Genomic DNA, 23,106 nt, shown 5'->3' on the forward strand with positions numbered 1-23,106 from the left:
TGACAGTTTCGCCCGCGTCACATTATACAGAAACTTGATTTTTGTCCGGCTGTCAGGACGTTGTCTGTCGCCGTTATATCGTCTGTCCGTTGCAAGGAGGTTTGCCATGAAGTGGGTATTGGTTTGGGGATGTCTATGGTTCAGTTGCCTGGCAACACCGGCGTTGGCGGAAGATCGGGTCGTGAATGTTTACAACTGGTCCGATTATGTTGCTGAAGACACGATTGCCAATTTTACCGCAGCAACCGGCATCAAGGTTGTTTACGATGTCTATGATGCCAATGAGACTCTGGAAGCCAAACTGTTCGCCGGGCGCACCGGTTATGATGTGGTCTTCCCTTCGGCGCACCCTTTTGCCGGCCGGCACATCGCTGCCGGTTTGTATGCCACTTTGGATAAAAGCCAACTGACGAACCTGAAGCATCTTGATCCGATGGTGGAGAAAATCCTGCAGGCCATGGATCCGGGCAATGCCCATCTGGTCCCATATATGTGGGGAACCACGGGGATCGGCTATAATGTCGCCAAGGTGAAAGCGTTGCTTGGCGAGCAAGCGCCGCGCAATTCCTGGGAACTGCTGTTCAATCCGCAGTACGCTGCGAAGCTTGCCGACTGTGGCATCTCCCTGCTTGACGACGAGCAGGAGGCGCTCGGTGCGGCCCTGCTTTACCTCGGCAAGGATGCCAATTCCACCTCTGCCGAAGATATTGCCGCGGCAGCCGAAGTGATCAACAAGGTCCGCCCCTATATCCGTTACTTTCATTCCTCCCAATATATCAATGATCTGGCCAACGGCGACATCTGCGTTGCCCACGGCTACTCCGGCGATGTCTTGCAGGCCAGGGACCGGGCTGAAGAAGCCGGCCAGGGAGTGCAGGTCGCTTACAGTATCCCCCGAGAAGGGGCCATCATGTGGATCGATGTCATGGCCATTCCGGCTGATGCCCCGCATCCGGAGGAAGCCCACGCCTTTATCAATTACCTGCTCGAGCCGCAGGTGATTGCCGGGATTAGTAATTATGTCGCCTATGCCAACCCCAACAAAGATGCCACCGCGTTGCTTGACGAAGGTATCCGCAATGATCCGAGTATCTATCCGCCGGAAGAGGTCATGGCCCGGCTGGTGGTTCCTACGGCCATGCCCAACAAGATCCAGCGTCTGAAGACCAGAACCTGGACCCGCATCAAGACCGGGTACTGATCCTACATGGCCCGGCCGGATTCCAGGGCTTATGAACCCTGGCAGGATGTCAACGCCAGTCCGTTGGTGAGGATCGAAGGGGTGACCAAGACGTTCGGTGACACGTACGCCGTCGACAACGTCAGCGTCGATATCTATCGTGGAGAGTTCTTTTCCCTGCTCGGGTCGTCCGGGTGCGGCAAGACCACCCTGCTGAGAATGCTGGCCGGATTCGAACAGCCGACGGCGGGGCGGATTTTCATCGATGGGACGGACATCACCCATGTCCCCCCCTATGAGCGTCCGGTCAACATGATGTTTCAGTCCTATGCGTTGTTCCCCCACATGAATGTGGAAAGGAACATCGCCTTCGGCCTGCGCCAGGAAAAACTGCCGAAAGGGGAAATTCAGGAGCGGGTGAACGACGCCCTGCAGCTGGTCAAAATGACCGAGTACGCCCGACGCAGACCGGAGCAGCTGTCCGGTGGTCAGCGCCAGCGGGTGGCTTTGGCCCGGGCGCTGGTCAAACGACCCAAAATTCTGCTGCTTGACGAACCTCTTGGGGCGTTGGATAAAAAATTGCGTGAGCATACCCAGTTTGAACTGGTGAACATCCAGGAAAAGCTCGGCATCACTTTCATCATGGTGACCCACGATCAGGAAGAGGCGATGACCATGTCAACGCGGATGGCGGTCATGAACGACGGGGTCATTGTCCAGTTAGGCACCCCGGCGTACATTTACGAATACCCGGCGACCCGTTTTATCGCCGAGTTCGTTGGTGCCGCCAATGTCATTGAGGGGCGGGTTCTCGCGGTGCAGGAGGATTGCCTGAGCATTTACAGTGATGCCTATGACTGCGAACTGCTGATCCAGCATCATAAGCCGATGGATATCGGCGCGCCGGTCGCGGTGGCGCTGCGGCCGGAGAAGGTCCACATGGTTGAGGCGCCGGCTGCCGCTCCGGCCGCGGTCAACACCATCTCCGGTATTGTCTCGGAAATTGCCTATCTCGGCGATATCTCCATCTATCACATCCGCACCACCGGCGGTCAGCTGCTGCAGGCGCAACTGACCAACCGTAACCGGGGTGAGAATCCCGGGCCGACCTGGGACCAACCCGTTCAGCTGACCTGGCATCAGTCCAGCGGAGTGGTCCTGGACGCATGAGCAGTCGTCGATCTCCACTCTTGTCGCAGACCCTGTTCGGACGTTTCTGGTTGTGGTTGGTCAGGGTGATGAGCTGGCGACGGGTGCAGGGGGTTGCTCATCGCCTGCACGGCCGGCCGCTGGTCATCCTGGTGCCGATCCTCTGGTTCAGTATCTTTTTCCTGGCCCCGTTTCTGTTCGTCCTCAAGATCAGCTTTGCCGAATCGCTGCTGGCGTTGCCACCGTTTTCAGCTTTGGTTCAGTTCTCGGCCGACGGCCTGCTGCAGATCCGACTGAATATCGCCAACTATCTGCTCTTGCTGGAAGATTCGCTGTATTTCCGGGCTTTTGTCAATTCCATCAAGGTGGCCGGGATTTCCGCATTTTTAACCCTGCTGGTCGGTTATCCCATGGCCCTGGGAATTACCCGGGTCAGGGCGCGCTGGCGGTTGGTCCTGCTGATGCTGGTGATTCTGCCGTTCTGGACCAGCTTTTTGATCCGCGTCTATGCCTGGATTGGCCTGCTGAAGAATAACGGCCTGCTCAACAATCTGCTGCTCTGGCTGGGAGTGATCGATCAGCCGTTGCCGCTGCTGCACAGCGATTTTGCCGTATATTTGGGGATTGTTTATTCCTACCTGCCGTTCATGGTGTTGCCCCTCTACGCCACCCTGATCAAGCTGGATCAAAGTTTGCTCGAGGCGGCCGAGGATCTTGGCTGCCGGCCGCTACGCAGTTTCTGGAGCGTGACCTTTCCCCTCTCTTTGCCAGGAGTGATTGCCGGCTGCCTGCTGGTGTTCATTCCGGCCGTCGGTGAGTTCGTCATCCCCGACCTGCTCGGCGGTCCGGACAGTCTGATGATCGGCAAGATTCTCTGGAACGAATTTTTCACCAACCGCGATTGGCCGGTGGCCTCGGCCATTGCGGTATTGCTGTTGTTGCTGCTGGTTGTGCCGATGATCCTCTTTCAGCGGGTTCAGGGACGGACCCAGGATCAGCCCGAACGCCTGAAGGGAGCTCCCGATGCGTAAGCCTTGGTTCCTGTTCAGCATGCTGGCGTTCGGTTATGCTTTTCTGTACGGGCCGATCGTCTCGCTGGTGATTTATTCCTTTAACAAGTCGCGTTTGGTCACGGTCTGGGGCGGTTTTTCAACGCACTGGTATCGGGAACTGTTTGCCGATGAGCAGATCCTTTCCGCAGCCTGGCTGAGCCTGAAAATTGCTGCCCTCAATGCCAGCCTGGCGGTGGTTCTGGGACTGTTCGCCGGTTTCTCCCTGGCCCGCTTCGGACGCTTTCGGGGGCGCGGATTCCTCTCCAGCATGGTCGGCGCGCCGCTGGTGATGCCGGACGTGATCATCGGGCTGTCGACGTTGCTGTTGTTTGTCGGTCTGCAGCAGCTGACCGGCTGGCCGGAAACCCGTGGGATGATCACCATCCTGCTGGCTCATGTAACCTTCAGCGCCGCTTATGTGACGGTGGTGGTGCAGTCGCGGTTGGTCGATATGGATATTGCTTTGGAAGAGGCGGCGATGGACTTGGGCGCCCGGCCGTGGAAGGTGTTTTTGCTGATTACCCTGCCGGTGATCGCTCCGGCGATCAGTGCCGGTTGGTTGCTGGCGTTCACGCTGTCGCTGGATGACCTGGTGATCGCCAGTTTTGTCTCCGGTCCGGGAGCCACCACCTTGCCGATGGTGGTCTATTCCAGCGTCCGCCTGGGGGTGAGTCCGGTCATCAACGCCCTGGCCAGTCTGATCCTGTTGGTGGTCACCAGCGGGATTGTGCTGACCGGGATTGTGCTGCACCGACAGGAACGGCGGCACGAGCGCAGCCGGCTGCCGCGCTGAGCGGTTTCAGGGCTCGATACTAAAAGTGCTGAACTCGCCGGTGGCTTCTCCCCAGCGGACCTGAACGTCGTCGACCCGGGCCAGGGCTGGACCCCGCCGACACCATTCCAGCATAGCTTCCAGGGCCTCCTGCTCACCTTCAAAAACGGCCGCTACGGTATGATCGGGATTGTTTCGACACCAGCCGGTCAGACCGTTCCGCTGTGCGACTCGGAAGGTGCTGTAGCGAAAACCGACCCCCTGCACCCGGCCGCTGATAATAACCTCCGCCCTTGTTTGCGGCACGCGATCACTCCTTTTCGAGCAACTGTAAAAACTCCTCTTCGCTCAGTACGGCGATACCGAGCTGCTCGGCCTTGGCCAGCTTGCTGCCGGCACCGGGGCCGGCTACCACATAATCGGTTTTTTTACTGACCGAGCCGCTGGCTCGGCCGCCCTGGGCTTCGACCAGATGTTCCCCTTCCTTGCGGGTAAAACGTTCCAGTGCCCCGGTGAAAACGAAAGTTTTTCCTTTAAACAATTCTCCGGCGGGCTGGCTGGCGGACGCTTGCGGTTTGACTCCCAGTTTTTTCAGCTCGGCCAGTAGCTGTCGGTTGCTCTCGGTGCGAAAAAACAGGGTCACGCTTTTGGCTACCTGCGGGCCGATTTCGTGCAGCTCAATAAGCTCATCATAGTCGGCCTCGGCCAGGGCGTCCAGGTCGGGATAGCGGCGGCTCAGAACCTTGGCCAGGTGATTGCCGACATGGCGGATGCCGAGGCCATAAATGAAGTTTTCCAATGGCCGCTGCTTGCTTGCGGCAATGGCTCCGAGCAGGTTCTCCGCCAATTTCTCGCCCATTCGCTCGAACTGGAACAGGTCATCCCGCTTCAGCCGGTAAAGGTCGGCCAGACTGCTGACCAGTTCCAGGCGCAACATCTGATCGATAAATTTATCACCGAGCCCTTCGATGTCCATGGCGCCGCGGGAGCAGAAATGCTTGAGGGATTCCTTGAGCTGGGCCGGGCAATCGACCCCCTGACAGCGCGGCACCACTTCGCCTTCTTCGCGAACCACCAGGGAATTGCAGACCGGGCAGCGCTCCGGCTGGACGATGGGTTGTTCCTGGCCGGTGCGATGCTCGGTCAGGACCTTGACAATATCCGGGATGACATCTCCGGCCCGCTCGACCACGACCGTATCGCCGATCATTACCCCGAGCCGTTCGATCTCATCCCAGTTGTGGAGGCTGGCGCTGGACACCGTCACGCCGCTGACATTGACCGGCCGCAGATTGGCCACCGGGGTGATAGCGCCGGTGCGGCCGACCTGAAGACGAACCGATTCCACCACGGTCTGTTCCTGGCGGGCCGGGAACTTACCGGCAATGGCCCAGCGCGGTGTGCGGCTCTTTTCCCCCAGTTCCTGTTGCAGTTCGATGGCATTGACCTTGACCACCATGCCGTCGATTTCATAGGGCAGGTCGTCGCGCTGCTCCATCAGTTCCAGGTATCTGGCGGCAACGCCGGCGATGGCCGGGACGACCCGGACAATATCCAGGTTGACTTTGAGCCCCCAGCGGCTGAGTGCTTCGAGCAGTTCCATATGGGATTTCGGGCTTGCTCCAGACATCTCGCCACAGCCGTAGCAGCACATGGTCAACGGGCGCGCCGCGGTCAGCCGGGCATCGAGTTGACGCAGGCTGCCGGCGGTCAGGTTGCGCGGGTTGGCGTAAGTGGCTTCACCTTCTTCGCGGCGCTGTTCGTTAACCTGGCGGAAGGCGGCAAGTTCCATGTAGACCTCGCCGCGGACTTCGAGGCGTTCCGGAAAATCCCCCCGCAATTGCAAGGGCACCGCATTGATGGTACGGATATTCTGGGTGATGTCCTCGCCGACCGTACCGTTGCCGCGGGTCGCGCCGCGCACCAGTTTGCCCTGCTCATAGGTCAGGGCCACCGCCACCCCGTCCAGTTTCGGTTCGCAGATATACTCGATGTCGGCGGTGCTGGAGAGGAACCGTTTGATCCGGGCATCAAATTCGATCAAGTCGGCGGTGTTGAAGGCGTTTTCCAGGGACAACATCGGTTGGGAATGCCGGGCCGGCGGGAAACTTTCCAGCGGGGTGCTGCCGACCCGCTGCGAAGGTGATTCCGGGGTGACCAGCTGTGGGAACTGCTGCTCAAGTTGCAGCAGCTGCTGCATCAGCCGGTCATATTCAGCGTCGCTGATCTCAGGCCGGTCCAGAGCATGATACTGATAATTATGATGGTGCAGGCTGGTCGCCAATTGCTGATGCTGCTGGCGCGCTTCTTCAAAATCTAGCGGGGTGTCTGATGCCATTGCTTTGTTCCTTGGGTTACCGAAGTTCAATTTGTTGAGGGCTTATAGCATGCAGTACGGTTTGTTGCAACGATCAGGGGCTGTTTGGATGATCCTTGAAATGTACCTTAAAAAATTGGTTGTGGTACAGGTGAAAAGGGGAGGGGGGTGGTTTCATCCCTGTCTTGGCATTTTCCCAGCAAAGGGGGACTCAGGGGGATTTGGCTTTTGTTGCGAGACCGAACCGACTTGCTAATCAACAATAGAAACCGTCGGGTCTCGGCCCGACAGCCGACCTCCTTTTTTTTGATCGCAAAATAAAAGGAGGCAAAAAAAACTCTTTTGATTTCTCTGGAGGAGCAACCCTGTTGGGTTACTCGCTGCGCCATTGCTGGGCTCGGCTATTTGGGCAGGGATGGGAACGGAAGCGTTAGCATCTCCGATGAATTGCTATGTGGAGCACAAATCGGCGCAGCATGAGCCCCTGACAAAATCAAGCCTTTTGACGGGGCGACAAGCTGTGGGGAAGGTTGATGCGACAGCTCTGCGTAGGTGGCTTGGGTATGCCTTTATCCGTTGCCGATGATGTTGTTCGTCAAGTACCGGATACTGTCCCATTCACCCAGCGCCCCACCAATCCCGCAGCCCCTGCCTCCGCCGATACGAGAAGCCCGCTTCTCGTTCAGGCGCATTCGACGACGGTCCGGCCAGCAGCGGCCAGGATCCGTGCGTGAATGCTACGCTGACCAACCCTGCCGAAACACCAGTGACCAACACAAACATAGCCGGCTTCCGGAACAAACGAAATTCCCGAGAAATTAAAAAGGCCATTTTTTGCTTCCTTTTTGTTGGCCTGGACAAAAAGGAAGGCGGCAGCGGGGCCGCGACTTTGATTTTACTGGTGATATTGCAAGTCCACATAGCAAGAAAACTCAAAGTTGTCGCATGTCAATTTCCAGCTTTCTTTTGCTGAAAAAAGAAAAAACCGAAAGTCTTCAAAAACTTCCACTTTTATGAGAATTGCGCTAAACTTCGCCCCACTTGTGATGTTTTTGCTATGCTTTATTTCATGCTGAAAAATCAGCAAATATGTCGTTCATTGGACATGGATAAATTCCCGGGGGAAGGATGACTCAAGAAACAACCTGGAGGCTGCTGGCTCTGCTGGCATTATTGTGTTTTTCCGGATTTTTCTCCGGTTCTGAAACTGCACTGCTTGCTCTTGATAAACTGCGGGTTCGTTTTCTCCAGCAAAAGGAATACCCCGGAGCCGATAAGCTTGCCAAACTGCTGGATAACCCGGATCGCCTGCTCAGCGGGATTCTGGTTGGCAACAACCTGGTCAATATTGCCGCTTCGGTCATTGCCACCGGGCTGTTTGTTACCTGGTTCGGGGACAATGGGGAACTGTTGACCGTGTTGATCCTGACGCCGGTGTTGTTGATTTTTTCCGAGGTCTGCCCCAAAACCTATTCCGCCCAATATCCGGAAAAGGTGTCCTTTATTGTTCTCAACCCGATTCGTTTGCTCATCTGGGTTCTGGCCCCGATCATTTTTGTGGTCTCATCCCTGTCACGACTGCTGACCAGCTTTATGCGCAACAGTAACCCGGAGAGCCTGTCGGTATCGGAGGACGAGATTCGGGCCATGATTCAGGTCGGAGAAGAGTCGGGGGTGGTCGCGGCCGAACAGCGGCGGATGCTGCACGGCATTTTCGACCTTTCCGAAACCCGGGTTCGTGACGTCATGATCCCGCGAACCGAGGTGGTCGGCATCGACATCTCCGGCAATTTTCAGGAAGTCCTCGCCATTGTCCGTGACGCTCGCCATTCCCGCTTTCCGGTTTACAGCGAAAGCCTCGACAGTATTGTCGGGGTGGTGCATTCCAAGGATATTCTCAGTTATGTCGGCCAGACCGAGCAATTTTCTCTTAAAGACCTGTGCCGCGCGCCCTATTATGTTCCGGAGTCGAAACGGATCGCGGTTCTGTTACAGAGCTTTCGGAAAAAACGTGAGCATCTGGCCATTGTCGTGGATGAATATGGCGGCGTTGAAGGACTCGTGACTTTGGAAGATGTGGTGGAGGAGATCGTCGGCGAAATTCATGATGAGTACGACGTTGCCGAAGTCGATTTCAGGGAGCTGGGCAAAGGTCACTACCTGCTCGATGCCTCCATGCCGCTGCGTGAGGTGAACAAACGCTTTAACCTGAACCTTCCGGAAGAACATGTGACCACCCTGGCCGGCCATCTGTTGCAGATTATGGGGAAAATCCCGGTCGAGGGGGACTCCTGTGAAGAGGGGACCCTGCTGTTTAGGGTGAGAAGGATGGAAGATCGGCGGATTGAAGAGGTTGAAATGCTGATTTCCGATGCCAAAGTCTAGTGTCCCGTACGGCTAGTTCTCTATCCCAATTCCGGTCATTTTTGCCGCTGTCTACGTTCTGCCTTCTCGGCTTAGCCCCAGCTAGGCCTGCGGCGGCACGCCTTGACAGCAACAAAAATGACTCAAAATTAATTCAAATAACTAACCAAACGGGACACTAGCGGCCCGTTGAAGGGCCGGTTGCAGGACCCCGGTTAGCGCGATGGCCGCGCTTTTCCCTTTGTGAAATGAAATGTTGAACGAACTTTTTTTGACGAAACAAGCAGACCCGCACCCGTTACAGCCTTGTCTCAGCCGGTCGGTCCGTTTGCTGATCGTGTCCGCCCTGGATTTTCTCGTTCCCGTTATAAAGACGTTCGCTTTCGCTGCTCTCACAACAATCGGGAGTAAGGCATTTCCGGCCGCCGGCATATTCTCCCACAGGCTTACGTTCCTCAAATAACCCCTCTATTGTTTCTTGGCCTGTTCTCATTTCCTTATAAATATTGGATAGTTCTGAGAAAGACCCCGGCTACGCTCTGTTCGGTATGGACAAGTCCTTGTGATATCATGTTTTTTCCGCTCTGAAAGATTATCCCAGGCGAGTGTTTCCCCTTGACAGTCCTTGACCGGCCAGCTATATTTTTTCAAACTGGTGTCAAACAGTGTCAATGGGTGTCATATGAAGTTCTCCGGTGAATATAATGTCAGTATCGACTTGAAGGGCAGGATCAGTGTTCCTGCTTCCTTCAGGGAAGAACTGCGTGACACCTATGCCAGCGACGGCCTGTTCGTGACGAAGTATAAAAACGGCTTGGTCGCGTATCCACCGAAGCGCTGGGACGAAATTTGCGCCAAAGTTTTTGCCATGGAGCCGGGGCCTTTGCGCGAGGCGAATCTGCGCAATCGGATTGCCCCTGCCAAAGAATGCACTTTCAATGCTCAGGGGAGGATTCAGATCCCCCAATCCCTGCGTGAACATGCCGGGCTGGATAAGGATGTCGTGGTTATCGGCATGTTTGAAAAAATTGAAATATGGAGTCAGCAGGCCCACGCCCAGATTGCCGCAGCGTCCGAAGCGCTGTTGGATGAGGACGCGCAAGGGCAGGCGGATCTGGGCTTTTAACTATGGCTGATAGCGATTTCGGTCACCTCTCAGTCATGCCGGCCGAAGTCCTGCACTGGTTGCAACCCCAAGTTGACGGCTGCTATCTGGATGGGACCCTGGGCGGAGCAGGGCATTCCCGCTTGATTCTGGAAGCAGCCGCCGGCATCCGCCTGATCGGTCTGGATCGTGACCCTGCTGCATTAGCCGAAGCTGCACGGGTGCTTGAGCCGTTTGCCGGCCAGATCAGTTTGCACCATGCGACCTATGATCAAGCCGGTGCGGTTCTGCAGCAGCTCGGGATCGCGGCGCTGGATGGCATGCTGCTCGACCTGGGGGTCTCCTCCTATCAGCTGGATACGCCGGAACGTGGGTTCTCCTTTCGTTTCGATGCTCCGCTGGATATGCGGATGGACCCGACCTGCGGTAAAACCGCGGCCGATGTCATCAACCAGGCGGAGGAAGCTGAGCTGGTCCAGATCTTTTTTGCTTATGGCGAAGAGCGGTTCAGTCGGCGTATCGCCGGGGCCATTGTCCGTCGTCGGCAACAGGAACCATTGACCCGTACCAGCGAATTGGCCGAGCTGGTCCGCAATGTGGTGCCGGGAGGTCGCAAGCCGAGCCGGATTCATCCGGCAACACGAGTTTTCCAGGCTTTGCGGATTTTTGTCAATGATGAATTGGGGCAGGTCGAGCGTGGTCTGGAAGCGGGGATTGAACTCCTGAAACCGGGCGGGCGGCTGGTTGTGATCAGTTTTCATTCCCTGGAAGACCGGATTGTCAAAAGACTGTTCCGGGACAAGGCAAAAGGCTGCATCTGCCCGCCGCGGTTGCCGGTTTGCCAATGCAATAAGACGCCTGAGGTAAAGGTTTTGACCCGCAAGGGGATCAAGGCCCAAGAGGAAGAAATTGAAATCAATGCCCGCTCGCGAAGTGCAGTTTTAAGAGCGATTGAACGTTGCTGATCACCCCACGGGGTCAGTTTATGGAAAAGGGGGTCAGAATGCCACAGGCACTGCCACAATCAGTTGTCAGAATAAACGATTTTTCTTTTCAGCGGCCTCGGCTGTTTCCGGTCTTTGTGGCCATCGTCCTGGTGTCACTGCTGGCCTTGTTGTTTGTCTGGTCGAGAATTCATGCCATCAATCTTGAATACGATATCTCCAGTCTGGAACGGGACATTCGGGCGCAACAGCAGCAGATCAAGGAATTGAGGCTGGAAACCGCCTTTTTATCAAGAGACGAACGGATCGAAAAACTGGCGCGAACCAAATTGGGCCTGCGCTATCCAGCTCCCGGGCAGGTCATCAGGGTCGAATGATATGGCGTTGACGGAAAGTGGAATTCAGCTGCGCATCCGCATTTTTGGGGTGGCATTTATCCTGGCATTCCTGGTGATTGCCGGGCGCGCCTGTTTTCTGCAGATCGTCCATGCCCCGGAACTTCAAGAACGGGCCGAACAACAACGTCAACAGGTGGTCAAACTGGCGCCGGAGCGGGGGAGCATTTATGATCGCAACGGCGATCCCCTGGCGGTGAGCCTGGCTGCCGAGTCGCTCTATGCCGATCCCAAGCTGGTCAAGAATCCGCAGGAGACGGCTACCAAGCTGGCCAAGCTGTTGGACAGTAACGAATCGGAACTGGTTCGACTGCTGTCGGAAAAGAAACGTTTTGTCTGGTTGCAGCGCAAATTGGATCCGCAGCTGGCCAAGCAGGTCCGGGAGCTGAAACTGGCCGGACTGCATTTTGTTCCGGAGCGCAAGCGTTATTACCCGCAGGCGAGTACTGCAGCGCACGTTCTTGGTTTTACCGGGCTGGATCCGAAAGGGCTTGAGGGGATCGAGCTTGAATACGATGGCGTGCTGCAGGGGGAGCCGGGCATGCTGGTCTCCTCCCGCGATGCCCGTGGTCGCGGCCTGGCTTCGGAAGGGCAGCTGGTGCAGGGCGGGAAGCCCGGCAATAACCTGTTTCTGACCCTCGACCGTTCCCTGCAGTTTGTGGCCGAAAAGGAGTTGGACCGGGCGGTGCGCGAATCCGGAGCGATCGGCGGAACCGTGATTATGCTCGAGCCGGCCAGCGGCAGGATTCTGGCCCTGGCGAGCCAGCCTGACTACAACCCCAATATGCCGGGGAAGTATCGCCCTGCAGCCCGGCGTAATCGGGCTGTTTGCGATGTTTTCGAGCCCGGCTCCGCGTTTAAGCCGATTATCCTGGCCAGCGCTCTGGAAGAGGGGGTGATTCATCCCGGGCAGCAGATTTATTGTGAAAAAGGGCGTTATTCGGTCGGCGGGAAAATTATCCGTGACCACAACAAAAGGTATACCAACCTGACCATTGAAAAAATTCTCAAGGTCAGCAGCAATATCGGCTTTGCCAAAATCGGCAAGGCCCTGGAACGGGAGCGGGCCTATTCTTATATCCGTGATTTCGGTTTCGGGGAACCAACCGGCGTCGATCTGCCCGGCGAGGTTAGCGGCCTGTTGAAAAAGCCGTCACGCTGGTTCGAAATCGACCTGGCGGCGATTTCTTTCGGTCAGGCGATCAGCGTCACTCCGATTCAGCTGGCGGCGGCCACCGCGGCGATTGCCAACGGTGGCCTGTTGATGAAGCCGTATCTAGTGGAAAAGATTACCGATGCCGATGGCCAGGTGATCCGCCAGCAGCTGCCGGAAGTGCGGCGGCGGGTGATTTCGGAAGAGACCGCCCGTGAAGTGCGCAGGATGATGGTGAGCGTGACCGAGCCCGGCGGGACCGGGACCAGGGCGGCGATTCCCGGCTACGAAGTCGCCGGCAAAACCGGCACGGCCCAAAAGGTCGACCCGGTTGCCGGTGGCTATTCCATCGATAAGAGCGTCTCTTCCTTTATCGGCTTTGTCCCGGCGGATAATCCGGCGATTGTCATGCTGGTCTCGGTCGACGAGCCGAAAGGGACCGATTACGGTGGCGTCATTGCCGCCCCGGTATTTGCGCATATCGCCAGCCAGGCTTTGAACCACCTCAATGTCTTGCCGAAGGGGTCGGTAGAGAATCTGGCTCAGGGCGAGCAGGATGTGGAGCCGCTGCCCGATCTTGCGCCGCTGCTGCCGGATGTCGCCGATAATGACGGACTACGGATGCCGAACTTTTACGGCATGAGCTATCGGCAGGTTCTGCGAACCATGGCCGAACTGAAACTGAATTTGAAATTATCCGGGAGCGGGCAGGCCGTCAATCAGTTCCCCGCACCCGGTAAAACCATCCCGTACGGGAAAGAAGCCTGGGTCAAGTTTGGGGCCTGAGCCAGAGAACCATCGACAAGGACAGCATATGACTTTGGAAAAATTACTGAGCGCTGTTCAACCATCGGCTGTTAACGGCCCAATGGACCAGTCTGTCTCCGGCCTGGCCTATGATTCCCGTCGGGTGGAGCCGGGATACCTGTTTTTTGCCCTGCCCGGTGTCAAAGTCGACGGTTTCGAGTTTATCCCCCAGGCGCTACAAAACGGAGCGACGGTCATTATCGCTGAACGCGAATGGCCGGATCTGCCCGCCGGGTGCTGCGCGGTGACGGTTACCGATGCGCGCCTGGCCATGGCCAAAATGAGTGCGGTTTTCTATGCCCAGCCGAGTTGCGGGGTGCCGGTCATCGGTGTCACCGGGACCAATGGAAAAACCACCATTACCTATCTTCTGGAAGCGATTCTTAAACAGGGTGGCTACCGGCCGGCGGTTTTCGGAACCATTGACTATCGTTATGCCGAGCAGCGCCACAGCTCGTCACATACCACGCCCGAGTCCCTTGAGCTGATTCGCATGATGAGGGAATTTCGCGATTTGGGAGCCGATGCCTTTATTCTCGAGGCCTCCTCTCATGCCCTGGAACAGCATCGGGTCGATGGTATTGAATTCGATGCGGCGGTTTTTACTAATCTGACCGCCGAACATCTCGACTACCATCATAATCTGGAAAATTATTTCGCCAGTAAAAAACGGCTCTTTACCGAATTGCTGGGCAGTGGCAAGGCGCTTATCAACGCTGACGATTCCTTTGGCGCGCGGCTGTTACAAGAAGATTGTTCCCGTTTCGCTTACGGCCGACAGGCCGATGCAGACTTGCACCCGCTGGACATCACCGTGGACCGCAATGGGATTCACGGAGTGTTTGCCGGCCGGCATGGCCAAGTGGCGGTGAACAGTGCCCTGATCGGCGATTTTAACGTCAGCAATCTGCTTGCCGCAGTGGCAGCCGCACAGGAGCTGGGGATCCCCAATCCGGTGATTGAGCGCGGAATTGAAGCGATGTCCCAGGTTCCCGGCCGGGTCGAAGTTGTGGCTAACGACAAAGGGGTGCTGGCGCTGGTGGATTACGCCCATACCGGCGATGCTCTGGAGCAGGTCCTCAAGACCCTGCAGACCTTGGAGCATAAGCGGCTGATTACTGTGGTCGGCTGTGGTGGTGATCGCGACCCGTCCAAACGCCCGGTCATGGCGCAGGCTGCGGTTGGTTATTCCGATGTCGCGATCTTTACCTCGGACAATCCCCGGACCGAAGATCCGCTGAAAATTCTCGAACAAATCAAAGCGGGAGCGGTTGCCGCCGGCAGTGTCGAGTTGTCGCGGGACGAAGCAATGGCGGGAACGCGCGGTTTTGTGATGATCCCGGAGCGGCGCCCTGCGATTGAATTTGCCTGTCGGCTTGCTGCCGCCGGGGACCTGCTGCTGGTTGCCGGCAAGGGGCATGAGGATTATCAGATCCTTGGTACCACCAAGATCCATTTTGATGACCGTGAAGAGCTGAAGCGGGCTTTCGACGTCCCTGAACAGCCCGAGTCTGGAGGAGCCTGAGATGTTCGATCTCGAGCGGATAGCCCGGATCACCGGAGGGGTGTGGTCAGGAAAGAAGGGTCCCTGCAGTTTGAGCGGGGTCTCCACAGATAGCCGCAATATGGTTCCCGGAGCGCTGTTCGTGCCGTTACGGGGAGAGCACTTTGACGGACATGATTACCTGAGCCAGGCGGTCAAAAACGGCGCGGCGGCCTGTTTGAGCGAAGAAGTGGTCGAAGGGCTCAGCGTCCCCGTGGTGCGGGTTGCGAATACCCTCACCGCGCTTGGCGATATTGCCGCGGCTTGGCGCCTGCAGTTGCGTGGCCCGTTGGTGGCGGTGACCGGTTCGGCTGGCAAAACCACCACCAAGGAAATGCTTGCGAGCATTATGGGGCGGCTCGGCCCGGGGTTGAAGACCGCAGGCAACTTCAACAACCTGATCGGCCTGCCGCTGACCCTGTTACGGTTGACCGAGCAGGATCAGTGGGCGGTAATCGAAATGGGCACCAGTGCGCTGGGGGAAATCGAACGGTTGACCGCGATTGCCCAGCCCTCCATGGGGATCATTACCAATATCGGCCCGGCGCATCTGGAAACCCTACACGGACTGGACGGTGTTTCCCGCGCCAAGGGCGAATTGTTTGCCGGGCTGCAGGGCGGAACCGCCATCATTAATCTGGACGATTCCCGGGTGGCCGGGTTACCGGTGGCCAATGGCGTGAAAAAACTGACCTACGGACTGTCTGCGGCGGCTGATGTGCGAGCTGCAGATATTACGGTGGATGCGGCCGCGGTCAGTTTTGAGCTGCAGTTCAAAGGTCAGCGGCAGCTGATTCATCTGCCCGTCCCGGGGCGGCATAACGTTCATAATGCCCTGGCGGCTGCTGCGGCGGCTATTGAATTGTCGGTGTCCCTGCCTGAAATTGCCGCCGGGCTGGCTGCTTTTGTTCCGGTGCAGGGGCGGATGAATCTTGCTGCGCTGCCCTGCGGCGGACTGTTGCTGGATGACAGTTATAATTCCAACCCGATGTCGGCTCAGGCGGCCCTGGAGGCGCTGAGCGAATTGAAGGGGCAGGGTCGACGGGTGGCGGTGTTGGGCGATATGCTGGAATTAGGGGATATTTCAGAACAGATGCATGAACAGCTTGGTGGCAGCGCGGCACGGACCGCCGAACTGCTGCTCGCGGTCGGACGTTACGCTCCTGCCTTGGCGCGGGGGGCCAGTCAGGCCGGCATGGCAAAAGATCGTATCATTGTGCTGGCCGATGCGGCAGCAGCCATCAACTATATCAATGAGCAGCGGCGACCGGGAGACCGAATTCTGGTCAAGGGGTCACGGGGAGTCCAGTTGGATCGCGTCAGTGCAGCATTGAAAAATACGGCAGAGCAATCCGCCGCTGAGCAGAAAGGAAGCTGACAGGTGCTATATCACCTTCTCTATCCTCTTCATACCGAATATTCGGTGCTGTATGTGTTTCGCTACATCACCTTCCGGACGATCTATGCAACGATTACGGCGCTGCTGATCTCGTTCATGATCGGTCCCTGGTTGATCTCCACTCTGCAGCGCCTGCAGATCGGCCAGTCGATCCGCAAAGTGGGACCGGAATCGCACTTTGTCAAAGAGGGAACCCCAACTATGGGTGGTTCGCTGATTCTGCTGGCGATCATTCTGCCGACCCTGCTCTGGGCCGATCTGTCCAATCTCTACATCTGGGTAACCCTGTTGGTCACGGCTGGTTACGGAGCCGTCGGTTTCATCGACGATTACCTCAAGGTCGTGCGCAAAAACAGCGACGGGATTTCGGCCCGGCAGAAGATGTTCTGGCAGATCGTCATCGCCCTGATCGCAGCGCTGCTGCTCTATTTCAGTAACGGCTTCGAAACCCATTTGAGCGTACCGTTTTTTAAAAACGTTAACCCGGATCTGGGGATCTTCTATATCCCCTTTGCGGTGCTGGTCATGGTTGGGGCCAGCAATGCGGTCAACCTGACGGACGGGCTTGACGGCCTGGCCATCGGGCCGATGATTATCGCCGCGGCGACTTTTTTGCTCCTCGCTTACCTGGCCGGGAATGCCCGGTTGTCGGAGTATCTGCAGATTACCGGAATTCCGGGGGCCGGGGAACTGGCCATCCTCTGCGGCGCGATGATCGGCGCCGGACTCGGTTTTCTCTGGTTTAACAGCTATCCCGCCCAGGTCTTCATGGGGGATGTCGGCAGCCTGTCGCTGGGGGGAGCCCTCGGGGTGATTGCCGTGATTACCAAAAACGAATTCCTGCTGGTTATTGTCGGCGGGATTTTTGTGATTGAGGCACTGTCGGTGATTGTCCAGGTGACCTCATTCCGTTACTGGCGGCGGCGGGTGTTCCGCATGGCGCCGATTCACCATCATTTTGAATTGAAAGGTTGGCCGGAGCCCAAGATCATAGTCCGCTTCTGGATTATCAGTATCATTCTGGCTCTGGTGGCTCTGTCGACGCTGAAACTGAGATGAAACAAGACTTTTTCAACACACGTGTCGTGGTTATCGGGGCTGGCCTGAGCGGTCAGGCCCTGGTGCGCTTTCTGGCTGAGCGGGGTGCCATGGTTGCCCTGTCCGATCAACGGCGTCACGACCAATTGGCCGGGCTGGAGACGCTGCAGGATCTGCCGGTACGCCTGGACCTGGGTGGTCACGACCTGTCCCTGTTCGAACAGGCCGACCTGGTCGCGGTCAGCCCCGGCGTGCCGCTGACCTGCCCGCCGCTGCAGCGGGCTGCCTCCTGCAATATTCCCCTGCTCGGCGAGGTTGAAATCGCGGCCCGGGAAATCGACGTACCGATTATCGGTGTCACCGGAACCAACGGCAAATCGACCACCACCAGCCTGCTCGGTGAAATCCTGCAGGCCTGGGGGCAGCGGACTTTTGTCGGCGGTAATCTGGGCACGCCCCTGGTGCAGGCCTGCCGGGACGATTATGACCGGGTCGTGGTGGAGTTGTCCTCCTTTCAGTTGGAAACAATCGATCACTTTCACCCGGCTATCGGCCTGCTGTTGAATCTGAGCCCCGATCATCTCGACCGCTATGCGGATCTGGAGAGCTACTACCGGGCCAAGCTGAGGCTGTTCAAGAACATGACAGTGGCCGACTTCGCGGTGCTCAATGCCGATGATCCGGAGGTCTGCCGGTTGGCTGAGGACATTGCCGCCACCAAGGTCTGGTTTTCGGCCCGTGGACGCATGGTTGACGGGATGGTTCGGTTGGGCGAACGGCTGGTCTGGAACTGGCAGGGTGCCAGCGTGGAACTGCCCCTGCAGCCGTTGCAGCTGAGCGGCGAACATAACATCGAAAATGCCATGGCCGCCATGGTTGCCGCCCTGCTGCAAGGGTGCCCGGCCGAGGTCGCCTGGCAGGCGGTCTGCGCTTTCCCCGGTCTGGAGCACCGCATGCAGCTGGTGCGGACCCTCAACGGCGTGCGTTGGATTAATGACTCGAAAGGGACCAATGTTGGCAGCGTGGTCAAAAGCCTGGCCGGTTTACAACCGGGCGCAACGCTGATTGCCGGAGGCAAGGATAAGGGCGGTTCCTATGCGCCGTTACGACCGCTGCTGGAAGCCAAAATCAAGCATCTGATCCTGATCGGCGAGGCGGCGCGGAAAATGGCGGAGGAACTGGTGGGAACCTGCACCATCCGCATGGCCGCGGACCTGCCCACGGCGGTGCGCATGGCCCATGTTTTGACTGAGCCCGGTCATGAAGTGCTGCTGTCGCCGGCTTGCTCCAGTTATGACATGTTCCACAGCTACGAGGAACGCGGCCACGAGTTTGCGCGGCTGGTCTGCCAGCTGCCGGAAACGGAGACTTTCTCATGATGCTGCGCCGCGATGTCGATACCTCATTGCTGGTTCTGACCGTCGCACTGACCTGCATCGGCGTGGTGATGATCTATTCCTCCTCGGCGATTATGGCTGAAGAGCGCTTTCATGATGGCTTTTACTTTCTCAAACGGCAGCTGGTTTATACCCTGGTCGGCTTTATCCTGATGGCTGCGGCGACCTATTTCAAATACCAGAACTGGCGCAAACTGGCGGTGCCGGCGCTGTTGGGGAGCATTTTCCTGCTGCTGTTGCTGTTTATCCCAGGGGTCGGCGTGCGGGTTGGCGGCGCTCTGCGCTGGCTGCGGATTCCCGGCCTGACCCTGCAGCCTGCGGAATTGGTCAAATTGTCGATGGTGCTGTACCTGGCCCATTCGCTGACCCGGAAAAAAGAAAAGGTCCGCTCTTTGAGCAAAGGCTATCTGCCTTACATGATCGTCCTTGGACTGCTCTTGGCGATGCTGCTGAAACAGCCGGACCTGGGCAGCGCCATGATCATCGCTGGGGTGGCCCTTGGTATGCTGATTGTCGCCGGGGTGCGCTGGCAGTACATCGGGCTGACCGTGCTGATGTCCCTGCCGGTTCTCTACTTCCTGGTCATGCAGGTCGATTATCGGCGGCGGCGGATTCTGGCTTTCCTCAACCCCTGGGAAGATCCTTTCGACACCGGGTTCCAGATCATTCAGAGCCTGGTCGCTTTCGGCAATGGCGGGATCTTTGGGCAGGGCCTGGGGATCGGTGAACAGAAGCTGTTTTACCTCCCGGAGGCCCATACCGATTTCATCTTTTCGGTGATCGGTGAAGAATTGGGCCTGGTCGGGGTGCTGGTGGTCGCGGCGTTGTTTTTGACGATGGTGCTGTGTGGCATTCGCATCGCGCTGAAATGCACCGATCCTTTCGGACGCAATCTCGCCTTTGGGCTGACGCTGCTCCTCGGATTGGAGGCGTTTGTTAATCTATCGGTCTGCATGGGCTTGCTGCCGACCAAGGGGTTGGCCCTGCCGTTTATTTCCTACGGTGGTACCAGCCTGGTGGTCTGCCTGGTTTCGGTCGGCATTTTGTTGAATATCTCTTCGAGCACGGGAGGCCAACCATGAAACTGCTGCTGGCCGGAGGAGGCACCGGGGGGCACTTGTTTCCGGCCGTGGCACTGGCCCAGCACCTGCTCGACCAGGAGCCTGACAGCCAGGTCCTGTTTGTCGGCACCAGTCAGGGGTTGGAACAGCGGATGCTGCCGAAACTCGGGTTGCCGCTGGCCACCGTTGACATGGTCGGCGTGGTCGGGCGGGGCTGGCAGGGACGCTTTGAAATGATTCCCAAGTTGCTGAAAAGTTTCCGCCAGGCACGGCGGATTTTGCGGGATTTCAACCCGGATCTGGTGATCGGGGTCGGCGGCTATGCCTCGGTGCCGGTCCTGCTGGCGGCGAAGACCGGTGGCATTCCCTACCTGATTCATGAGCAGAATGCTTTGCCGGGGCTCAGTAACCGCTTGCTGGGCAAAGGGGCCAGACGCATTTGCCTGTCGTTTCAGGAAAGTGCGGGCAGCTTTCCGGCCGAGCGCGTGGTGGTGACCGGTAATCCGTTGCGCCAGGGGTTGGAAGATGTTCCGGCGCTGCTGCCCGAACCCGGCAAGCTGCTGATTTTCGGCGGTAGCCGTGGCGCTCGCGCCATCAATCAGACGGTTATGGCCATGTTGCCGTTAATGAAGGAGTGGCCGGGTCGCCCGGAGTTTCTGCATCAGACCGGAGAAGAGGATTTTGCCCAGGTTCGCCAGGCCTATCAGGACGCCGGACTTGATCCGGCTCAGGTGATTCCGTTCATTGACGATATGGCGGCAGCCTATCGGGACGCCAGCCTGGTGGTCTGTCGGGCCGGCGCCACCACGCTGGCCGAACTGGCAGCGACCGGCCGTCCGGCGATCCTGATCCCGTTTCCGTTTGCGGCGGCGGATCACCAGACCTCGAATGCCCGCGCTTTTGACCGCAAAGGAGCGGCCGAGCTGTTGCCCCAGACCGAACTGAACGCCGAAACCCTGGCCATGAGAGTGCAGATTCTGTTTAACGACCGGGAACGTCTGCAGTTGATGGCTGAGAACAGCCGTTTGCTCGGCAGCCCGGGGGCGGCACAGCGCATCCTGACGGAATGCCGCAAGTTGTTGGAACGTAAATGAGAAGGAGACCGGTTCATGTACGGACGGATTAAAAAAATACATTTTGTCGGCATCGGCGGTATCGGCATGAGCGGAATCGCCGAGTTGCTGCTCAACCAGGGCTATCATGTGTCCGGTTCAGACCTGCGCGATTCCGATACGACCCGCAGACTTGCCGAACTGGGCGGGGAGATCGTCATCGGCCACCAGGCCGAAAATGTCCATGATGTCGATGTGGTGGTGACCTCCACCGCGGTCAAGGCCACCAATCCGGAGGTCGTGGAAGCCAACCGGCAGCATGTCGCAGTGATTCCGCGGGCGGAGATGCTGGCGGAACTGATGCGCATGAAGTACGGCATCGCCATCGCCGGAACCCACGGCAAGACCACCACCACCAGTATGATGTCGGTGGTGCTGCATCATGCCGGGATCGATCCCACAGCGGTCATCGGCGGCAAGCTGGATGTGTTCGGCTCCAACGCCAAATTGGGACGGGGCAAGTTCCTGGTTGCGGAGGCGGACGAGTCGGACGGGTCGTTCATGCACCTGTCGCCAACCATTGCCGTGGTGACCAATATTGATGCCGATCACCTCGATTTTTATTCGGGAATTGACGAGATTAAGCAGATTTTTATCAATTTCATCAACAAGGTGCCGTTTTACGGTCGGGCAGTGTTGTGTCTGGAAGACCGCAACGTGCAGGAGATCCTGCCCGAGGTCAAGAAACGTTACACGACCTACGGATTTACGCCGCAGGCCGACTTTTACGCCGACGACATCCGTCATCGCCAGGGGCGAACCAGTTTCAACGCTTTTTACAAAGGGCAGGAGTTGGGGCGAATTTCTTTCCGCATGCCGGGGCGGCACAATGTTCTCAACGCCCTGGCGGTTATCGCCGTTGCCCATGAACTGGAGATCCCTTTTCAGACCGTTATCGGCGGGTTCCGCAACTTCGGCGGATTGCAGCGGCGGTTTCAGCTGCGCGAAGAAGTCAACGGGGTCATGCTGATCGACGATTACGGCCATCATCCGGCTGAAATCCGCGCTACCCTCGGGGCGGCCAAGAGTGGCTGGAATAAACGAATCATCGCAGTGTTTCAACCCCATCGCTTCAGTCGAACCGCGGCACTATTCGAAGATTTTCTGACCGCGTTCTATCAGGCCGACCATCTGGTGGTCACCGATGTCTATGCGGCCGGGGAGGATCCGATTGAAGGAGCGACCGGCGCTGCCCTGGCCGCCGGCATAGCCGACCACGGCCACAAAGAGGTGACCTACCTGGCGTCTCTGGAAGAGGTCAGTGACCATGTCGCCGGACTGGTTGAAGCGGGGGATATGGTGGTGACTCTGGGGGCGGGCAACGTCAACCAGGTTTGCGCCCTGGTGGCCGAGCGGCTCAGGAACAAGGAGACCCGTTTTGAATGAGTTGAACACCGGCCGCATGCGTGGCAAGAAGATCGGCGTGCTGCTGGGGGGCTTGTCCGCAGAACGCGAAATATCGCTGAAAACCGGAACCGCCGCATTAACTGCGCTGCGTGAATTGGGCTACGATGCCGTGCCCATCGACGCCGGCACCGACCTGCCCGAACAACTTCGCCAAAGCGGGGTTGAGGTCGCCTTTATCGCTCTGCACGGCCGCTTCGGTGAAGACGGCCGGGTTCAGGGTCTGCTGGAGATGATGCAGATTCCCTACACGGGGAGCGGGGTCATGGCCTCCAGCATCGCCATTGACAAAGTGGTGACCAAGCAGCTGTTGCTCTTTCATGAGCTGCCCACGCCGGGGTTTGATTTTATCCGCCCCGGAGATTCGATTGCCGATCTGCAGGCGCGTTGTCAGCAGCTGCCGTTGATCGTCAAACCTTCACGAGAGGGATCGACCATCGGCATCACCATCGCCCGGACCGCAGACGTGCTTCGGCAGGGGATTGCTGCTGCTGCCGAACTCGACGGAACCGTGCTGGTGGAAGATTTCATCGACGGGGATGAGCTGACCGTATCGGTGCTGAATGGCAAAGCCCTGCCGATCATCAAGATCGTTCCCAAGAGCGGTTTTTATGATTACCAGGCCAAGTATTTCTCCGGCGATACCGCCTATCTGCTGCCCGCACCCATTGATGCGGAAGTTTATCAGCAGGTCCAGCGGGCCGCCGAAGCCGCTTATCGGGCCCTCGGTTGTCGAGGTGCCGCCCGGGTCGATTTCATGCTGCGGGAGCGTGAATACTATTGCATCGAAGTCAATACCATTCCGGGGATGACCGAAACCAGCCTGCTGCCCAAGGCCGCTGCGGCCGCGGGGATCGCCTTTCCGCAGCTGGTTGAAATGTTGTTGGACGACGCGGATCTGGACAAATAAGAGT

At 57.8% G+C, this 23,106-nt stretch carries 20 protein-coding genes; 18 read left to right on the top strand and 2 right to left on the bottom strand.

Annotated features, from left to right (window positions below):
• The first annotated feature begins 106 nt into the window (after positions 1-106).
• The 4 genes from N909_RS0117460 to N909_RS0117475 all read left to right on the top strand — a co-directional run bounded on the left by N909_RS0117460 (position 107) and on the right by N909_RS0117475 (position 4,174).
• Positions 107-1,201 (top strand): polyamine ABC transporter substrate-binding protein, encoded by a 1,095-nt coding sequence (locus N909_RS0117460; protein ID WP_029917423.1) that lies wholly within the window; start codon positions 107-109, stop codon positions 1,199-1,201.
• A 6-nt stretch (positions 1,202-1,207) separates the two neighbouring features.
• Positions 1,208-2,350, top strand: coding sequence for an ABC transporter ATP-binding protein (locus N909_RS0117465; protein ID WP_029917424.1), 1,143 nt, complete (start codon positions 1,208-1,210; stop codon positions 2,348-2,350).
• Positions 2,351-2,418: 68 nt separating this feature from the next.
• Entirely contained in the window at positions 2,419-3,360 is a 942-nt protein-coding gene (locus N909_RS0117470; protein WP_036684235.1) for an ABC transporter permease subunit, read from the top strand.
• On the top strand, positions 3,353-4,174 hold the full coding sequence (locus tag N909_RS0117475) for an ABC transporter permease subunit (RefSeq protein WP_029917426.1): 822 nt from the start codon (positions 3,353-3,355) through the stop codon (positions 4,172-4,174). Before N909_RS0117470 ends, N909_RS0117475 begins: the two co-directional genes overlap by 8 nt.
• Before the next feature lie 6 nt (positions 4,175-4,180).
• On the opposite strand, the gene N909_RS0117480 is transcribed toward N909_RS0117475, so the two are convergent.
• Positions 4,181-4,459, bottom strand: coding sequence for an acylphosphatase (locus tag N909_RS0117480; RefSeq protein WP_029917427.1), 279 nt, complete (start codon positions 4,457-4,459; stop codon positions 4,181-4,183).
• A gap of 4 nt (positions 4,460-4,463) precedes the next feature.
• A complete protein-coding gene (ligA, locus tag N909_RS0117485; protein WP_029917428.1) occupies positions 4,464-6,491 on the bottom strand; it encodes an NAD-dependent DNA ligase LigA in 2,028 nt (675 codons plus the stop codon).
• Between the two features lie 709 nt (positions 6,492-7,200).
• On the opposite strand from ligA, the gene N909_RS0117490 reads away from it, so the two are divergent.
• The 14 genes from N909_RS0117490 (at position 7,201) to N909_RS0117560 (ending at position 23,102) form a co-directional block, all read left to right on the top strand.
• Positions 7,201-7,443 carry a hypothetical protein gene (locus N909_RS0117490; protein ID WP_029917429.1) on the top strand — a complete coding sequence of 81 codons (243 nt, stop codon included), beginning with the start codon at positions 7,201-7,203 and terminating at the stop codon, positions 7,441-7,443.
• Positions 7,444-7,598: 155 nt separating this feature from the next.
• Positions 7,599-8,855, top strand: a complete 1,257-nt coding sequence (locus tag N909_RS0117495) for an HlyC/CorC family transporter (protein WP_029917430.1) — start codon at positions 7,599-7,601, stop codon at positions 8,853-8,855.
• 661 nt (positions 8,856-9,516) lie between these two features.
• Positions 9,517-9,960, top strand: coding sequence for a division/cell wall cluster transcriptional repressor MraZ (mraZ, locus tag N909_RS0117505; RefSeq protein ID WP_036684112.1), 444 nt, complete (start codon positions 9,517-9,519; stop codon positions 9,958-9,960).
• A gap of 2 nt (positions 9,961-9,962) precedes the next feature.
• Positions 9,963-10,904, top strand: coding sequence for a 16S rRNA (cytosine(1402)-N(4))-methyltransferase RsmH (gene rsmH / locus N909_RS0117510; protein ID WP_029917433.1), 942 nt, complete (start codon positions 9,963-9,965; stop codon positions 10,902-10,904).
• A 38-nt stretch (positions 10,905-10,942) separates the two neighbouring features.
• Positions 10,943-11,260: a cell division protein FtsL gene (gene ftsL, locus N909_RS0117515; protein WP_162179138.1), complete on the top strand. Its 318-nt coding sequence runs from the start codon at positions 10,943-10,945 to the stop codon at positions 11,258-11,260.
• Between the two features lies 1 nt (position 11,261).
• On the top strand, positions 11,262-13,217 hold the full coding sequence (locus tag N909_RS0117520) for a penicillin-binding protein (protein WP_029917435.1): 1,956 nt from the start codon (positions 11,262-11,264) through the stop codon (positions 13,215-13,217).
• Between the two features lie 28 nt (positions 13,218-13,245).
• Entirely contained in the window at positions 13,246-14,763 is a 1,518-nt protein-coding gene (locus N909_RS0117525; protein ID WP_029917436.1) for a UDP-N-acetylmuramoyl-L-alanyl-D-glutamate--2,6-diaminopimelate ligase, read from the top strand.
• A 1-nt stretch (position 14,764) separates the two neighbouring features.
• Positions 14,765-16,159, top strand: coding sequence for a UDP-N-acetylmuramoyl-tripeptide--D-alanyl-D-alanine ligase (locus N909_RS0117530; RefSeq protein ID WP_029917437.1), 1,395 nt, complete (start codon positions 14,765-14,767; stop codon positions 16,157-16,159).
• A gap of 3 nt (positions 16,160-16,162) precedes the next feature.
• Positions 16,163-17,239 carry a phospho-N-acetylmuramoyl-pentapeptide-transferase gene (gene mraY / locus N909_RS0117535; RefSeq protein WP_029917438.1) on the top strand — a complete coding sequence of 359 codons (1,077 nt, stop codon included), beginning with the start codon at positions 16,163-16,165 and terminating at the stop codon, positions 17,237-17,239.
• A complete protein-coding gene (gene murD, locus N909_RS0117540; protein WP_029917439.1) occupies positions 17,236-18,597 on the top strand; it encodes a UDP-N-acetylmuramoyl-L-alanine--D-glutamate ligase in 1,362 nt (453 codons plus the stop codon). The genes mraY and murD overlap by 4 nt, the downstream gene beginning before the upstream one ends.
• Positions 18,594-19,697 (top strand): putative lipid II flippase FtsW, encoded by a 1,104-nt coding sequence (gene ftsW, locus N909_RS0117545; RefSeq protein WP_029917440.1) that lies wholly within the window; start codon positions 18,594-18,596, stop codon positions 19,695-19,697. Before murD ends, ftsW begins: the two co-directional genes overlap by 4 nt.
• The gene (murG, locus tag N909_RS0117550) at positions 19,694-20,770 is read left to right on the top strand and encodes an undecaprenyldiphospho-muramoylpentapeptide beta-N-acetylglucosaminyltransferase (protein WP_029917441.1); all 1,077 of its coding nucleotides are present in this window, start codon (positions 19,694-19,696) and stop codon (positions 20,768-20,770) included. Before ftsW ends, murG begins: the two co-directional genes overlap by 4 nt.
• 15 nt (positions 20,771-20,785) lie before the next feature.
• Positions 20,786-22,174: a UDP-N-acetylmuramate--L-alanine ligase gene (gene murC, locus N909_RS0117555; protein ID WP_029917442.1), complete on the top strand. Its 1,389-nt coding sequence runs from the start codon at positions 20,786-20,788 to the stop codon at positions 22,172-22,174.
• The gene (locus N909_RS0117560; RefSeq protein ID WP_245613630.1) at positions 22,167-23,102 is read left to right on the top strand and encodes a D-alanine--D-alanine ligase; all 936 of its coding nucleotides are present in this window, start codon (positions 22,167-22,169) and stop codon (positions 23,100-23,102) included. Before murC ends, N909_RS0117560 begins: the two co-directional genes overlap by 8 nt.
• The last annotated feature ends 4 nt before the right edge of the window (positions 23,103-23,106 follow it).

Source organism: Pelobacter seleniigenes DSM 18267, assembly GCF_000711225.1.
Lineage (GTDB): Bacteria > Desulfobacterota > Desulfuromonadia > Desulfuromonadales > Geopsychrobacteraceae > Seleniibacterium > Seleniibacterium seleniigenes.

Bases quoted from the DNA above. Each gene is read 5' to 3' on its own strand.
- N909_RS0117460 (WP_029917423.1), top strand. From the start codon at position 107: ATGAAGTGGGTATTGGTTTGGGGATGTCTATGGTTCAGTTGCCTGGCA.
- N909_RS0117465 (WP_029917424.1), top strand. From the start codon at position 1,208: ATGGCCCGGCCGGATTCCAGGGCTTATGAACCCTGGCAGGATGTCAAC.
- N909_RS0117470 (WP_036684235.1), top strand. From the start codon at position 2,419: ATGAGCTGGCGACGGGTGCAGGGGGTTGCTCATCGCCTGCACGGCCGG.
- N909_RS0117475 (WP_029917426.1), top strand. From the start codon at position 3,353: ATGCGTAAGCCTTGGTTCCTGTTCAGCATGCTGGCGTTCGGTTATGCT.
- ligA (WP_029917428.1), bottom strand. From the start codon at position 6,491: ATGGCATCAGACACCCCGCTAGATTTTGAAGAAGCGCGCCAGCAGCAT.
- N909_RS0117495 (WP_029917430.1), top strand. From the start codon at position 7,599: ATGACTCAAGAAACAACCTGGAGGCTGCTGGCTCTGCTGGCATTATTG.
- mraZ (WP_036684112.1), top strand. From the start codon at position 9,517: ATGAAGTTCTCCGGTGAATATAATGTCAGTATCGACTTGAAGGGCAGG.
- rsmH (WP_029917433.1), top strand. From the start codon at position 9,963: ATGGCTGATAGCGATTTCGGTCACCTCTCAGTCATGCCGGCCGAAGTC.
- ftsL (WP_162179138.1), top strand. From the start codon at position 10,943: ATGCCACAGGCACTGCCACAATCAGTTGTCAGAATAAACGATTTTTCT.
- N909_RS0117520 (WP_029917435.1), top strand. From the start codon at position 11,262: ATGGCGTTGACGGAAAGTGGAATTCAGCTGCGCATCCGCATTTTTGGG.
- N909_RS0117525 (WP_029917436.1), top strand. From the start codon at position 13,246: ATGACTTTGGAAAAATTACTGAGCGCTGTTCAACCATCGGCTGTTAAC.
- N909_RS0117530 (WP_029917437.1), top strand. From the start codon at position 14,765: ATGTTCGATCTCGAGCGGATAGCCCGGATCACCGGAGGGGTGTGGTCA.
- murD (WP_029917439.1), top strand. From the start codon at position 17,236: ATGAAACAAGACTTTTTCAACACACGTGTCGTGGTTATCGGGGCTGGC.
- ftsW (WP_029917440.1), top strand. From the start codon at position 18,594: ATGATGCTGCGCCGCGATGTCGATACCTCATTGCTGGTTCTGACCGTC.
- murG (WP_029917441.1), top strand. From the start codon at position 19,694: ATGAAACTGCTGCTGGCCGGAGGAGGCACCGGGGGGCACTTGTTTCCG.
- murC (WP_029917442.1), top strand. From the start codon at position 20,786: ATGTACGGACGGATTAAAAAAATACATTTTGTCGGCATCGGCGGTATC.